Raw genomic sequence first — 14,203 nt, 5'->3', positions numbered from 1 at the left:
AATCAGAACGTTTCCCAGTTATCGCCGCTGGCCAGTGCCGGACGCGATGGCGTAAAGGACTTAGTCGTTGAGGGTTTCTCTTCCCGCGCCTGGCTGCCGTGCTTGAGCCGGAAGGTGCCTACCGCCTCGGTCAGACGTGCCGCCTGCTCTTCCAGCGATGCCGCCGCCGCTGAGGCCTCCTCCACCAGCGAGGCGTTTTGCTGAGTCACGTTATCCATTTCGGTGATGGCCTGGCTAACCTGTTCAATGCCGCGACTCTGCTCGTCAGACGCTGCGGCAATCTCCTGCATGATATCTGTGACGCGTTTTACCGCAGCAACGATATCACCCATCGTATCCCCTGCGGCAACCACTTCCCCGGAACCACGCTCAATCAGCGTGACCGATTCGCTGATTAGCCCCTCAATCTCTTTTGCTGCCTGGGCGCTGCGGCTGGCAAGCGTACGTACCTCGCTGGCGACTACCGCAAAGCCACGACCCTGTTCGCCTGCGCGAGCCGCTTCTACCGCCGCGTTCAGCGCCAGAATATTGGTCTGGAAGGCGATGCTGTTAATCACGGCAGTAATTTCAGAGATCTTCTTCGAGCTGGCGGAGATGTTGCCCATGGTCTGCACGACGCCGGAGACAATCTGCCCGCCTTTGGTCGCTTTGCCGGAAGCATCCCCGGCCAGCTTGCTGGCATGGTGGGCGTTGTCGGCGTTCTGCTTCACGGTAGCGGTCAGCTGCTCCATACTGGCAGCGGTCTCTTCGATGGCTGCCGCCTGCTGTTCGGTGCGCGACGAGAGATCGGTATTACCTGCGGAAATTTCGCTGGTTCCGCGATAGATCTCCTCTGCGCCCTGGCGCACCATGCCCACGGTTTTCACCAGCGAGTGCTGCATTTTTTGCAGGTCGCGGCTCAGAATACCGATTTCGCTGCGTCCTGTAGGCTCGTCGGCATGGGTCAGATCGCCCGAGGCAATCAGCTCGATGCGATGCGCAGCGCGCTGCAGCGGGTTAATCACAATGCGGCGCAGCACAACGAAGGTAATAAGGGTTAAGATCAGCGCCAGCACAAACGCGCCGGCCATAAACATCAGGCCAAGCTGCGCACGCTGGTGTGCCAGTTCGCTGAGTTTGTTGGCCCGCTCGGTACGGATCTGAATCGCTTTCAGCAGCACCTCGTTATACGCGGTATCCAGCCCTCTGGCCTGCTCATTTTCATGGTTGATGATCGCCTCAAACATGCCGTTTTTGGCGTACTTCAGCATCGGCTGTAACCCAGCGATGTAGGCATCAAACCGCGCCTTGAGATCGCCATCCAGCGCCTCATCGGCTGGCGTTTTCACGCTGCGGTTCATGTAGGCGTTGAAGCCCTCCTGCGACTGACCAATACGCTTCTCCGCCTCGGCGATGTTGAGCTTCATGTCATCCATCTCCGCAATGCGGCTGGCCGCCCCGGCATGGATCATATTGATACGGGAGGTGCGCAGGTGGTTAGAGCTGTTGGAGAGCCCCATTCGAATCTGAATCTCTTCAGTGACGTCCTGTTGGTCGCGATCGGCCTGCATCAGGAAGTAGCCTGCCAGCCCCGCACTGAGGGCGAACAGCAGAAGAATACCGCCGAGGATGGCGGAGAAAAGGGGTACTAAGCGGATATGATGTAAAAAGCCAACTGTCTGCGGTTTGTGCATCGCTGCTGTTTTATCCATGGCTATCGACTCTCTTATTGTAAGATGCGTAATTACACGCCTGTCAGATAGTCATCGGCAGACATAAGATTTATCTTATGTCTAAAAGCGCCAACTCGGTCACAGATTCGCATATTAAAAATGCTGCCGACGGCTAAACCGCCGGCAGGGGGATCAGTTATCGCCGAAATGGATAACGGTACGGATAGATTTGCCTTCGTGCATCAGGTCAAAGGCTTCGTTGATCTGATCCAGTGGCAGACGATGGGTAATGAACGGATCGAGGTCAATTTTGCCAACCATCGCATCTTCAACCATGCCTGGCAGCTGAGTACGACCCTTCACGCCGCCAAAGGCGGAGCCGCGCCAGACACGCCCGGTGACCAGTTGGAACGGACGGGTACGGATCTCCTGGCCTGCGCCAGCCACGCCGATGATCACGCTCTCGCCCCAGCCTTTGTGGCAGCACTCCAGCGCCGCACGCATGACGTTAACGTTGCCGATACACTCGAAGCTGAACTCAACCCCGCCGTCGGTCAGCTCAACAATCACATCCTGAACCGGCTTATCGTAGTCGTTCGGGTTGATAAAGTCGGTTGCGCCCATCTCGCCCGCCAGCTTGAACTTCTCTGGATTGGTATCGACGGCGATGATGCGTCCGGCCTTCGCCTGAACCGCACCCTGGATCACCGCCAGACCGATACCACCGAGGCCGAAGACTGCAACATTATCACCCTCTTTTACCTTCGCCGTGTTGTGCACCGCGCCGATGCCGGTGGTGACGCCGCAGCCCAGCAGACATACCTTATCCAGCGGTGCCTGCGGGTTGACCTTCGCCAGCGAGATCTCCGCACAGACGGTGTATTCGCTGAAGGTGCTGGTGCCCATGTAGTGGTAGATCGGCTCGCCGTTGTAGGAGAAACGGGTAGTCCCGTCTGGCATCAGACCTTTGCCCTGGGTAGCGCGAACGGCCTGGCAGAGGTTAGTCTTGCCGGATTTACAGAACTTACACTCGCCGCACTCGGCGGTGTAGAGAGGAATGACGTGGTCGCCAGGTTGCAGACTGGTTACGCCCTCGCCCACTTCCACCACCACGCCGCCGCCTTCATGGCCGAGCACCGCCGGGAAGACGCCTTCCGGATCGTCCCCGGAGAGGGTAAACGCATCGGTATGGCAGACGCCGGTGTGGGTGATCTTAACCAGCACCTCACCTTTCTTCGGTGGCGCTACGTCGATTTCAACAATTTTCAGTGGTTGACCTGGGCCAAAAGCAACAGCCGCACGTGATTTCATAAACTCTCTTCCCTTATGTGAACAGTAGTATTTATTTTAGATAAGAGCGCAGAAGATGGCCGACTTCTGCCATTCTGACTGCCCGCTGATCCGGCGTCGTCTCGCCGCTGACCAGCTCATCTTTGAGGTGAATTTCGACCATCTCGCCCATCAGGCCGTTAGCAGCCCCGCGCACGGCGGCGATCTGCTGCAGAATGGCAATGCAGGGTTCGCCAGACTCCAGCGCCCGCTCCAGAGCGTCGACCTGGCCACGAATACGGCGAACACGGGTAAGGATGCGCTTTTTATCTTCGGGTGAGTGTGGCATACGCCCTCCTATACTGTAGGGGGGTATAGTAACAACTTTCCTATCTTCTTGTAAAATTTATAATTTATTTTATATCATAGAGTTACATATTCGCACTATAGGACATATGGGGACATATACAGCCTTTTTAACGCCCCCAAATCTGCCCCCAGATGACGTTTTGCCCCTAAAACGCCCCCAATACGCCCCCAAAATCCCTGCTAATTAGCTCGTACGATAGGCAGATCTGACCAACGCATTGTGTAGCGTGGCGAGAGTATTTATCATTTTTATCTACCTGCTCGGCATCGAGCTAAGTTTCCTGTCAGCATTGATTTACTGGGATATAAAATGGACTTCCACCCCAGGCAGGAATAGACTGGCATTTTCTCAAGCACAAAAAGTTGATGCTAGTTGGGTTTCCACCCAAAAGGGAGTAAGGTAAGCCCCCTATGCAACCAGCAGTAATATAAACTTTTTCAAACAATTTATTGTGCTTTTTTTCAACTAACCTTAGAATCCCCCTCGGTAAAGTAAAAACTCAACTCTACATAAAATTTAATTTCGGTTAATATATTAAGGTGTATTCATGCGATACAATAAAATAAAAATTGAGGCACATTCTCAGTCTATTAATAAGGTCGTCACTCGATTCGAAGACGAGTTTAATGTTAATGCCCAAGGTGAAAAACCTACTGATAAATTAGAGAGCCTAATTCATCTCCTAAAAATAAAAAATTCAAATAATGCAGAAGACATTGATGCATTAGTAATTCAAGCATTTTCAATTGGAGTGCAGTCGGGATTTGATCGTGCGTTAGATAGATTCAAAGATGGGAAAATTACATCAAGAAAGATGCCTAATGAAGATCAATGGAGATTATCCTCTTATTCTCAAAGGTATCAAATTACAGTAGACTTACCTTCTGCAAAGAATGAGGAAATAAAAACAACCGTTTACTTATATTTATCTGATAGTGGGTTTGAATAAGTCATGCAACTTAAAATTCATTTGCGGTAATAAACTAAATGAATGCGAATTGTTTGTTAACTCTTTTAGCATCCAATTTGAATGTGTGATGAAATGATTTTCTTATTATAATAAAAACACCCAAAATTAACAGGAGTTACTTTATGCTATTACAAACTTTCATTTGCCCATTAGTTATGTATACCATGGATGCTAAAGGAACACCGAAGCTTGGGCAACTAATAGGTACTGTTTTTTTTATAAATGAAAATGGCGTTTTCCTTACTGCCAGGCATGTTATTGATAGTGCACTAAACCTTTCAAAAGAAAATGAAATGAATATCGGTGTAGTTGTTAAAGGTTTAGGTGTTGCATATAAAGATTCGTTTATTGCACCTGTGATTAGCTATGACTTTTATAATGATAATGTGGACATTAGCATTGGTAGGGTAGCTCATAAAACTCCTACCGAATTATTCTTTACCAAAAACAAAACCAATGAAGTCTTTAGGGATGTTATAACGTTCGGATATCCAATAGATGCTGTTTATGACAATGTTTTTTATGAGGATAGAGGTTTAAAAGGATACATACAAAGAGAGATTAAAGCAGACAGAGACAGTGGGTTGGGAAATAGTAACTGTGATAGCTATGAGGTGAATTTTGTAGTATCCAGAGGCATGAGTGGTAGTCCACTGATAAAAGTTAATCGCAATGGAGAATTTATTGTCATAGGCATCTGCACAGGCTTTAACAAGTCGCACACTATTGATTATGAACGAAGAGAAGTTAATGACAATGGCGACACATTCATAGAGTCAGTGCAAAAGGTAATCGAGTATACACGCGCACCAATTATTCATACTTTTTTAGAATGGCAACCAAAAATGCTTAACGGAAAAAGCCTTTTTGAATGCTGCCAATTTAAATTTTAATCAAATGAATTAGCTCAAAACCGAATTGACATTTAGAAACCCTATAGCTTCAGCTGAAACAACTGAAGCTATATATGAAAAAGCGATTGTGACAAGTTGCGGAATCGCTAATTCCGAAACTTTACTAAAGCCCAACAATCTCAGGCTAGAGCAACAATCCACCCAGTTAAACTCGACCACTTTATTTCTTCAAAACCTTCGTATGCGAAAGATTACTGAAGTGTGAATACATAAAATATATTGAATTAGCTGACAAAGTCGCAACAATTACCACCGGTAATTACACAAAGCATCTCATTAATGGTTGGGAATTATTGCAGCTTCTGCTGCCAAGTATTTCCGGTTATACACGGAATTTTCAGGCATCTCTACGCGTACAGATAAAAACTGGCCCGCCGGGATATCGATCGGATCGCCGCTGGCATAGCCCTCCCGCTCATTACGCGCAAACTCTGGCGCATCCGGATGCGTGCGGTGATACGTTTTGACCAGCACAGAGCCGTCCGCACGGACTTTGTAATCTATCCAGATAAGCGGCTGCTTGTTCCGATCAGTGGGGATCTCAAAGCCGCCATCCGGACCGCCCCAGGCAGCATCTGAGTTCAGCCCCATACAGCCATCAATAAGGTAGACGCCCTCCGTCTGGCGCGTGACCGTTACACCTTCCGACTCTTCGTTTACGTCAAATTGCCCGCCTCCGAAAAGCTTCACGACGGGTGAAGACAGTTTTATAAACCCGTTTGCGTCGGCTGTGACTGTTTTACCGATCGCGCAGATTTTAAACGCGTCGGTTAAAGTGCCGTTAATCTTCCCCTGAAAATATGGCGTGCCGCTTGTATCTCCGATCCAACGACTGCCATATGCAGTATTGGACTCAAGGGTGGCGTTAATAATGGTCCCCTGCCCTGTACCAGGGAATGAGGTCGTTTGTTGATAAGTGCCAAGGATACCTGACAGAGTGTTATAGTCGAACACAGAAGATATGCGTATCGCACTCCAATATATGGAGGCCCCTTGCTGCATTACGTTACCCTGGCCCTGCCCGGCATCTAATCTAGCCGCAGAACCTAGCCCCAGATTTTTGCGGGCACCCTCCGCTGTCGGCGCGCCGGTACCGCCAAGAGACACTGGCACCGTTCCGGTCGAATCTTTCTGGACCACGGACTGCAGGCCTGGCACAGTGACGGGTTTACCATTGATAGTGATCGTCACAATGCCGCTGGACTGCACTATGTCAGCAAACCCGCCCATGTAGCGCTGATACATGCCGAACGTCTCAGCAATATCCAGCGCCAGGCCGTCAACGCTAAGTGAATCGCTGAGCAGGATCGCGTAGCGGGTGCCTGCCGGGATTGCCGGGTTAACCGCAGGCGACACAGCCAGCTGCGTGGCGCTGGTCACGCCCGTGATCTGGAATGCCTGCGGCGGGCTGGTCAGTGCGATAACAGTGCAGCCGTTGCGGATCAGCGTGCCCGCTGCTGTGAAATTAGTGCCGGTACCGGTAAGCGTGTTGCCGCTGCCGGCGATCGTGCCAGTGGTGTAAATCATGTTTTCTCCGGGCAATAAAAAACCCGCTCGCGGCGGGTTCTGTGTGGAATATGGGTTGTTCAGGCGTGTTAAACCAGCCCGAGCGCATAGGGGTAATACTGATCGTAGATACTGCAGTCGATAAGGCCCACCCTGCCACTGATGGCCCACGGTTTAAACGCAGCGGCCTCACTGGAAGAGATTATGCGGCTGGAATAGACCACCGCTGAGGACGCCTTCCAGACGCCATTTGAAATACCCGCGCTGGAACAGTTCATGTTCAGGTAGCCGCCATATTGTGGGTTCGATGGGTCCTGGGGAATATAAATCCCGGAGGTGATGCCGGGAGTGACTGCCATTGGGGATCCCGAAGTTGCATCCCCAGCCAAAAGTTGCATATTCAGCGGCAGGCAGTTGCTGTGCCATACCATAGCGCCGTCCCGGTAAACGAAAAAGCCGTGCTTCGGGATGTTGACCAGGTAGTTTGAGAAGATGTACATCCGGCAGCCCGTTTGCGTCATGCCGCCCGTCTGCACAAACGAGAATCCGTAATTGCCCCCCGCATTGTACTGCTGGTAAAAGGAGGTCGGCATCCTTGCATCGCCGTCGCGCGCCCGGATAAATGTCACGATACTCTGACCCAACGGGATTGATGAGGCGATATTCTGGCTACCCGGCGGAACATCAATCACGCTTACCAGACAGAACGGCACAAAATCCGGCGCTAATTTTACCGTCTTGTTCCCGTTGGCATCATATGAGTACAACGAGTGCCCGAAATAACTGCTGTCGGTACCAGTATTTGGCGTGGCCAGCACGACCAGCCGGATCGGCGTGGCAACGTTCCACGAAACAGTATTCCCTGAAATATTAACCTGATACGGATTAGTTGTCGGCATTACCTGCACCACCGACTCAATAATCAACGACGCCTGATAGGTGCATCCCGCAGGATAGCTTTTGCTGCCCGTGCCGGAAATATCCAGAACATCCATCACGTAGTTAACAGCCATCGAGTTGATGGCATCAAAGCTGGTTCCAGCGATAAATGTCTGCATTACAGTCTCTGCCCCATAACCGCAGCCACGCGTCCGTACTGGTCATACGAAATGATCCGGTTATTGGTAATAACCAGCCTGCCCTGGCCCGCTACCCCGCCGTTTATCTCGATAGTCCCGTTTTTATCAATCCTCCATCCCAGCGTGCCGACAACATAGTTCGATGACTGAATGTATGCGCCGATTTTGGCGTTGGTTATCGTGCCGTCCTGGATGAACGAGTCCCGGATGAACGTCTGTCCGTTCTGGATAACAAACGGCAACGTTACCTCGCCACCGGCCTGGGTCATTACAGCAAACCGATCTGCAAGGAAAATAACCTGCGACTGCATCCCACTGGGGCTGTTTTGCACGCCGATCCCCATGCCCGCGGCGTAGAGCTGCCCGTTGCTGTCAACACCGACCTTGATGTTGTACATCGCGTTGATGTTGCCGCTGAGGTCAGCAGTAGCCTGGGCGTTCTGCGTGATCGCCGCCGTCTGCCCGTTCAGGGTCACCGTCATCGAGTTGATTTTCTGCGCCGAGACTGACGAGAAATCAGCCAGCGTTCTGGCCAGGTCGGTGACGTTAGACGTTCCGCCGCCTGCCGCTGCGTCCAGCGTTTTCAGCGACTCACTGACGGCACGGCTGGCATCGGCCATCACGTTGTCAACGCGCGTAATCCCGGCTTTATTATCGCCGTACTGAACGCTCAGGCGCTGCTGCAGGTTGACGTTCGCCAGAGTGCTCTGAATCAACGCGATTGCCGTGTTCTGTACGCCACCGTTGGCAGTATCCGTTTTGCCGGTGATCTCTTCGAACCGTGAGGCAGTGGAACTGTCCAGCGTCGTGACCACCTGATCCAGCTGCGTGATCGCCGCGGTGTTCTGCGCGCTTTTCTCTGCTGCAGCATCGGCTTTATCAGATGCGGTTTTCGTGGCCGCCGTCAGCTGATTCACCGCCGTGGCCCGCGCCTCCTCTTCGGTGGTCAGCGCCTGTCTCACCTCGGTAATGCCCGCTGCGTTAGCCTCGGTTTCCGCATCCAGGCGGGTAACGTCGGTAACACGCGCCTCCGTTTCAGTGGCGATCACTTCACGCAGCTGCTCAAACTGAGCCGAGTTAGCGCCCTGCTGAGCAGACTGCCGGAACGTCACTTCGGCGATGGCCAGCGCGTTCTGGATAACGCCCTCGGCGGTTTCCCGGGTTGCACCGACGGCCACCGCCAGCTGATCTGCATTATCTGCAATAGCTGCAGCCATGTCGGCGATGGTCTGGTTGCTGTTTACGGCATTCTCGATCAGGTCCTTGAAGAGTTCAGTCTCCGCAATCTGATCCAGGATAGCGTCGGTAATATCGCTGAAATCATCGGTTGGTTTACCGGACGCCTCAACAAAATCAGACACGCCAAAGGCGTTGCGGGTGCGGACGTAAACGTAATAGATATGGTCGAACTTCAGCTGCTGGATGGTCCACTGATACCCCCGGCCAAGAAACTGCGTGCTGTTTTCGATATCGACAGTTGGCGGTATCGGCGTTTCCCCGGCGTACCAGAACTCGAAGGAGGTATCCGTAGTGGCAGTGACCGACATAACCGGTACCAGCGTCGCCTGCAGCGGTCCCGGGATCCACTGAACCGAATTAGGCGGGCGCGGCGCGCCGATAATCAGGCTAACCTGCATCTCGGCCCCCTTCATCCCGTTCTCATTGCGTCCACGCACACCCAGTGTGTAGCTCCCGGCATTCAGGCCGTAAAATTCGTAGCGAAACTGGTCGGTTTCGTACTGCACGACGACCGCGGCAGCCTCGTTATAAACGCAGAGCTCAAACACCAACTTTTTGGTGGTGGTGGCCGTTTCCCACGTGGCGGTAACCTGCACGGTCTCGCTGTTGGTATTCAGGATGCGCAGGTTTTCAATGTTCGGTACCCGGTACCCGTTCAGGGTGTCATTCGGGATATCAAACACTGCACCATCGTCAACAATGGCCTGTTTGTTCGGGTCATGCTGCCCAGCGGTGATACTGTAAACGGAGTTGTTCTCCGTCTCGGCGATGCTCAGGATTCGGAATAACCGGACCGATACCTCGCTGGTAGAGATCGCAAAAACGGTGCCGTCACGTACCCAGGCGGGTGCATTGCGCAGGATGATATTGCGCCCGGCGACGTCGGCGATCTCATGCCTGCCCATTTTCCCGGTGCGATCCATAATCGACATGCTGTTGCCCGGCGATACCAGCTCAGAAACGTCGGCATCAACGGTGATCACTTTCCCTGAATGGGCCATGATGCGGCCGCCCAGACGGGTTCCGGCATAATCATTGTCCATGATCTCAACAATATCGCCGGGTGTGAACCCAATGGCGTCTCGCGCCATCTGGAATGTTAAGCGACTGCTCTCACGCTTTGCCGTTTCCAGCAACCACTTCCCGGCGCGCCATGCCTGCCCACGAGAAGTACAGCCAAACGCCTCCAGCGTGGTTTCGTTATAGATGCCCCGGGCGATCTCGTCATCGTCGGAAACATACTCCTTCACCTGCTCCCAGCCGTTATCCGGATCAGTCCATGACACCACCACGGCATTGTATTTTTCGGCACGCTTAACAGAGCTGCGGGTAAATTTACCGTCAACCACACTGGCGTTGGTGATGGTGGCGATCGGATCCTGCGGCGCGTCCAGCATGACCGTCAGCCGCATGCCGTCCCACAGCGCAATGCCCCGGAACATGCCCGCAATTTTATCCAGCAGCTCACGCGCGCTGATTTGCTCGGTCACATAGGCGTTAAGCGTCAGGCGCGGTTCCAGCCCGCCGTAGCCGTCGTTTACCAGCTGGTCGCAATACTGCGACAGGACGTACAGCATGCCGTCATCAACATCGATATAACCAGCACGTCGGGCCAGGCCAAAACGCTCATTTTTCACCAGCTCTCGAAAAAGCCAGGCGGGGTTATTGGTCCAAGCCTTTTTGAAGCCGCCCAGCCACAGCCCGGAATAGGTGCGGGTAACCGGATCGTAATTATCCGGTACATCGACAATCAGCCCGCGCAGATGATAGGTGCGGTTCGGTGTGTCAGTGTACTGGTCACGGTCGATTACGGCCCCGACCATAGCCGAAAACGGGTACGACAGGTTGTCGTCAGTGATTTCGGTGTAGCTGTTCCAGATGGTACCGTTCGCCAGCAGATCGCTGACGCTGTCCGGGGTAATGCGGCGGACACGGATATCGAACGGTTTGATATCCGGGGCATCGATGGTGTGCGCCTCCAGATATTCGCCGGAGATCTTGCCGGTGATGCTTACTGTTTTCTGAATTTCCCACGCACCGTTAGCCGTGCGGGTTTCAATCACCAGGGTAACAGTGCTGTTTTGCTGGTTCCCCTTGGTGTCCTGCTGCACCAGCCCGGTAACACCGATATTCAGGCGCACGCGGGTCACGTCGGAATCGCTGACGGTACGCACCAGCGGCGTATCAAACGTTACATCCGCATTAACGATGGTTGATGCCTGGACTGCAGCGAAGCCATTAATCGGGCTCTGAAACTCTGAGCCAGGCCGCCAGGCAACGCTGATTCCGGGAATGCTGATATTACCGCGGGCATCGGTAACCGGCGTCTTGTTCAGCATAAACGAGGACAGATGCTCCTGATCCACCGGGCCGTAAATCGGCCCCTCGCTGATGAGGTCAAGCACCTGGTAAAACTGTTTGGATTTGAGGTTATCGTCGAGGAGTTTGGGGGTGCTGGCTTTGCCGCCGCCTGAAGACATAACGCCACCTTAGCTAATAGATTCTGTCCAGTCCTGGTTGTTCGACGTATCGATGCCGAGGGATACCACGTTGGGGGCCACCACCATTTCGCCCAGCAGAAGCGCGACCGGATGCCCCTGGCCAACACGGCTCTCGGTGCTGGTGAATGAGTTGTTGGTGATGGTGTTGTTTTCCGCTGCCTCGGCTGAGGTTTTGGTTTTCATGTTGCGGGACATGTACAACGAGTAGGCAACCGAGGCGACCGACATCGTGATGGCTACGATGGCAACAATGGTGCCGGTTTCCAGCCCTGCTCCCTGCACAACCGGGACAAACGTTATGGTGGCTCCGCTGTCCAGCTGGCGGTCCATGTGTAAGCGCGCGTTATCATCGTCCAGCTCATCGCCATCAACGCGGATCTGCACAGGCGACGCCAGAAAAGCTTTCTTGAAGGCGCGATCCTGTGCCAGCAGAAGGCGCAGCCCCTGCGCAGGCGTATCGACGGCTAATTCGATTTCACTGAAATGTCGGCGTAAATGCCCGCTAAATTTAAATCGGAGCATCGTTCGTGCCTCCAGATAGAATGGGTTTGCCTCATAAAGGCCAGGCGGTAATCCTCGCGTCTGCTGAGGTGCCCGGCGCAGTCGTGATGAAGCACCCTGCCGCCTTCAAGCAGGATCATAGCGTGGCAGGGGTCAGCGCCCGGGAATGGCTGGCGGATGATCACATCGCCGGGCTGCGCATCGCTGGCGGGAACCGGGTGGAAGCCATTGGCTGCCATATTTTTGATGTAGAGGTTTTCCCCACGCAGCCACCAGCCATCTGTCCGCTCAAAGTCCGGCAGATCCACACCAGCCAGGTGATAGGCGTCGCGAAAAAGCGTGTAGCAGTCTGTGACGCCATGCTGAAACCGGCGGCCCAGCAGATGCGGTACCGGGCGAAACTTACGTAGCGCGCCGTTGCACGCCAGCCACCAGGGCAGACCTGTCACAACCTGTGCCTGGCGGTCAGCGCCGGACAGTACCGGGGAGTTCATCGGGTGTGAGTGAAATATGGCGGTCACCTCGCCCTCTTTCTCCGCCGCAAGCCAGTCGTCATCGCTGATCCGGAAATGGCTCTCCGGGCTGGGATGAATGTTGCGACAGGGGAAAAGCCGGGTGCCATCAATGATCAGGCCGCACACCTCATCCTGCGACGAGGCCGCATAATTGATTAATTCCTGCATCAGGACACCTTCTGGGAGCCAGGGAAGCTGCTGATTGGCATCGGCTCGGGACGTGGGTAACGGAAGCGGCAGCCGGAGCGGCGGTGTGAGCACTTATCTTTTGCCGGATTGGTGGTGGGGTTATCACGCTCATCTGCAACCGGTGGGCCGTCATAGTTACACCCGGTGCCGCGGTACTGCCACTGGCACACGTCGGCCAGGATGGTGCGCGCCGGGATAATAGCGTTATCGCAGTCCACGGGCGTCGCCAGCTCATACGTCACCTGTTCGAACGTCTCTTCGGTCATTCCTTCTACGACGTAGCGCGAGACCGCCTCCATTGTCGGGTTTGCGTCCGGGTTGCCGTTCGGGAAGTTCACCGCATCCAGGTATTTAACCGGCACCTGCCGGCGGGTGACCACAACGCCGTAGAGATCATTAAAATCATGGTTGATGCCGTAGATCAGCCCGGAAATATTCGCGACCGCCATTGTTGGCCGGGCATAAGTGCCCTCGTTCTTATATTCGAACCCCTCCACGGCGATCGGGTACGCCAGGTAAGCCAGGCCGCGCCAGATGACGTCCCCGAAATAACCGTTCGTGCCGGAATGGAAGCGCAGAACGTCGCCACCGAATGGCTGCAGGTCAACCTCAAAGAGATCGATAAACGCGCCGACTCCGGCATCAACGCTGTCGATAATTAGCTCTGGTGGAATGTCGCGCACGAAAATCTCCCATAAAAAAAGCCACCCGGAGGTGGCTACTGATCGTTTATCAGGATTTTCAATAAAGTGAAGTAAGGTTAGGCTGAACTTTCGACTATAAAAGGAGGTTCAGATGTCCGGACTTGTAAACCCGAAAGACTCACCCGAAGAATCAGCTTATGCGCTATTAATTGAATTAGTCAGGGCTCAGAGAGTGCCTGTTTATTCAGGCGGGGATATTTCTAACCTGTTGTCGATGTATAGCCAGGCGGTACAACACTTTAAGAAAGAAGATGAAGGCAAAAGCTAGCTTTCATCAAACAATTTAAGAAAGCTTTTACGAACGGATTCGGCAACGGCTATCGCCTTCTCCGTTCGTTTATCTTCGTTCCATGTCAGTATGCCCTCGAGTTCGCGAGAAAGAGTTTTAGAAGCCTCCTCAATCACGCGCTCAGGTAATTCAAAAAATTTCATAGCTTTTTCCTTATCGTGGTACCTGTTCAAATGTGGCCGTCAGTTCATACAGCGGCCCGTTTTTAACCATGCCCCAGGAGCGGCAGACAAACAGCGCCTGCACTCCTGTATCGGATGGCGTCCAGTAGAAGGACTCGACCGCCATACGCGCCTGCAGGAAAGCTTCAGCCTCCTTTGCCGCGTTAGCCCTGCATGGCCCGCCTACACCGCGAAACACCAGGCTGTATTTCGCCATCAGCGGATTTATGCCCTTAACCTGTCGCTGCTCGTACCCATCCCCCAGCTTAACAACGGCTACGTTCGGTGTGCGATCAACGCTGTAGCTCCGCTGCGGCGTCCATGTGAATGTTTGTGGCATGAGT

General features: G+C 53.4%; 14 protein-coding genes. 3 read left to right on the top strand and 11 right to left on the bottom strand.

From position 1 onward, the window contains the following. Positions 1-2: 2 nt before the first annotated feature. The 3 genes from RTM13_RS02505 to RTM13_RS02495 all read right to left on the bottom strand — a co-directional run bounded on the left by RTM13_RS02505 (position 3) and on the right by RTM13_RS02495 (position 3,270). On the bottom strand, positions 3-1,691 hold the full coding sequence (locus RTM13_RS02505) for a methyl-accepting chemotaxis protein (protein WP_312209822.1): 1,689 nt from the start codon (positions 1,689-1,691) through the stop codon (positions 3-5). Between the two features lie 153 nt (positions 1,692-1,844). Continuing rightward, complete coding sequence (locus RTM13_RS02500) at positions 1,845-2,963, bottom strand: S-(hydroxymethyl)glutathione dehydrogenase/class III alcohol dehydrogenase (RefSeq protein ID WP_042390891.1); 1,119 nt, start codon at positions 2,961-2,963, stop codon at positions 1,845-1,847. A gap of 31 nt (positions 2,964-2,994) precedes the next feature. Continuing rightward, positions 2,995-3,270: a metal/formaldehyde-sensitive transcriptional repressor gene (locus tag RTM13_RS02495; RefSeq protein WP_072015216.1), complete on the bottom strand. Its 276-nt coding sequence runs from the start codon at positions 3,268-3,270 to the stop codon at positions 2,995-2,997. 568 nt (positions 3,271-3,838) lie between these two features. Between RTM13_RS02495 and RTM13_RS02490 the strand changes: the two genes are divergently transcribed. After that, positions 3,839-4,240: a hypothetical protein gene (locus RTM13_RS02490; RefSeq protein WP_312209819.1), complete on the top strand. Its 402-nt coding sequence runs from the start codon at positions 3,839-3,841 to the stop codon at positions 4,238-4,240. A 143-nt stretch (positions 4,241-4,383) separates the two neighbouring features. Further along, complete coding sequence (locus RTM13_RS02485; RefSeq protein WP_312209817.1) at positions 4,384-5,154, top strand: serine protease; 771 nt, start codon at positions 4,384-4,386, stop codon at positions 5,152-5,154. 297 nt (positions 5,155-5,451) lie between these two features. On the opposite strand, the gene RTM13_RS02480 is transcribed toward RTM13_RS02485, so the two are convergent. The 6 genes from RTM13_RS02480 to RTM13_RS02455 form a co-directional block, all read right to left on the bottom strand. Next, positions 5,452-6,702 carry a phage tail protein gene (locus RTM13_RS02480; protein WP_312209815.1) on the bottom strand — a complete coding sequence of 417 codons (1,251 nt, stop codon included), beginning with the start codon at positions 6,700-6,702 and terminating at the stop codon, positions 5,452-5,454. 68 nt (positions 6,703-6,770) lie between these two features. Beyond that, entirely contained in the window at positions 6,771-7,739 is a 969-nt protein-coding gene (locus tag RTM13_RS02475) for a hypothetical protein (RefSeq protein WP_312209813.1), read from the bottom strand. Further along, on the bottom strand, positions 7,739-11,479 hold the full coding sequence (locus RTM13_RS02470; RefSeq protein WP_312209811.1) for a DUF1983 domain-containing protein: 3,741 nt from the start codon (positions 11,477-11,479) through the stop codon (positions 7,739-7,741). The genes RTM13_RS02475 and RTM13_RS02470 overlap by 1 nt, the downstream gene beginning before the upstream one ends. 9 nt (positions 11,480-11,488) lie before the next feature. Then, a complete protein-coding gene (locus RTM13_RS02465; protein WP_312209809.1) occupies positions 11,489-12,022 on the bottom strand; it encodes a tail assembly protein in 534 nt (177 codons plus the stop codon). After that, on the bottom strand, positions 11,965-12,684 hold the full coding sequence (locus RTM13_RS02460; protein ID WP_312209807.1) for a C40 family peptidase: 720 nt from the start codon (positions 12,682-12,684) through the stop codon (positions 11,965-11,967). The genes RTM13_RS02465 and RTM13_RS02460 overlap by 58 nt, the downstream gene beginning before the upstream one ends. Beyond that, positions 12,684-13,388, bottom strand: coding sequence for a phage minor tail protein L (locus RTM13_RS02455; RefSeq protein WP_312209805.1), 705 nt, complete (start codon positions 13,386-13,388; stop codon positions 12,684-12,686). Before RTM13_RS02455 ends, RTM13_RS02460 begins: the two co-directional genes overlap by 1 nt. Before the next feature lie 112 nt (positions 13,389-13,500). Here RTM13_RS02455 and RTM13_RS02450 point away from each other — a divergent pair, with 112 nt between their 5' ends. Then, a complete protein-coding gene (locus RTM13_RS02450; protein ID WP_312209804.1) occupies positions 13,501-13,677 on the top strand; it encodes an ATP-NAD kinase in 177 nt (58 codons plus the stop codon). On the opposite strand, the gene RTM13_RS02445 is transcribed toward RTM13_RS02450, so the two are convergent. Both RTM13_RS02445 and RTM13_RS02440 read right to left on the bottom strand, forming a co-directional pair. Further along, positions 13,674-13,841, bottom strand: coding sequence for a hypothetical protein (locus RTM13_RS02445; protein ID WP_312209802.1), 168 nt, complete (start codon positions 13,839-13,841; stop codon positions 13,674-13,676). The two genes, RTM13_RS02450 and RTM13_RS02445, sit on opposite strands and share 4 nt — an antisense overlap. A gap of 10 nt (positions 13,842-13,851) precedes the next feature. Continuing rightward, positions 13,852-14,199 (bottom strand): phage tail protein, encoded by a 348-nt coding sequence (locus RTM13_RS02440; protein WP_312209800.1) that lies wholly within the window; start codon positions 14,197-14,199, stop codon positions 13,852-13,854. Positions 14,200-14,203: the final 4 nt, after the last annotated feature.

Origin of the sequence: Pseudescherichia sp. (assembly GCF_031979925.1) — a bacterium.
Taxonomy (GTDB): domain Bacteria; phylum Pseudomonadota; class Gammaproteobacteria; order Enterobacterales; family Enterobacteriaceae; genus Pseudescherichia.
This window is presented reverse-complemented; position numbering and strand designations above follow the sequence as displayed.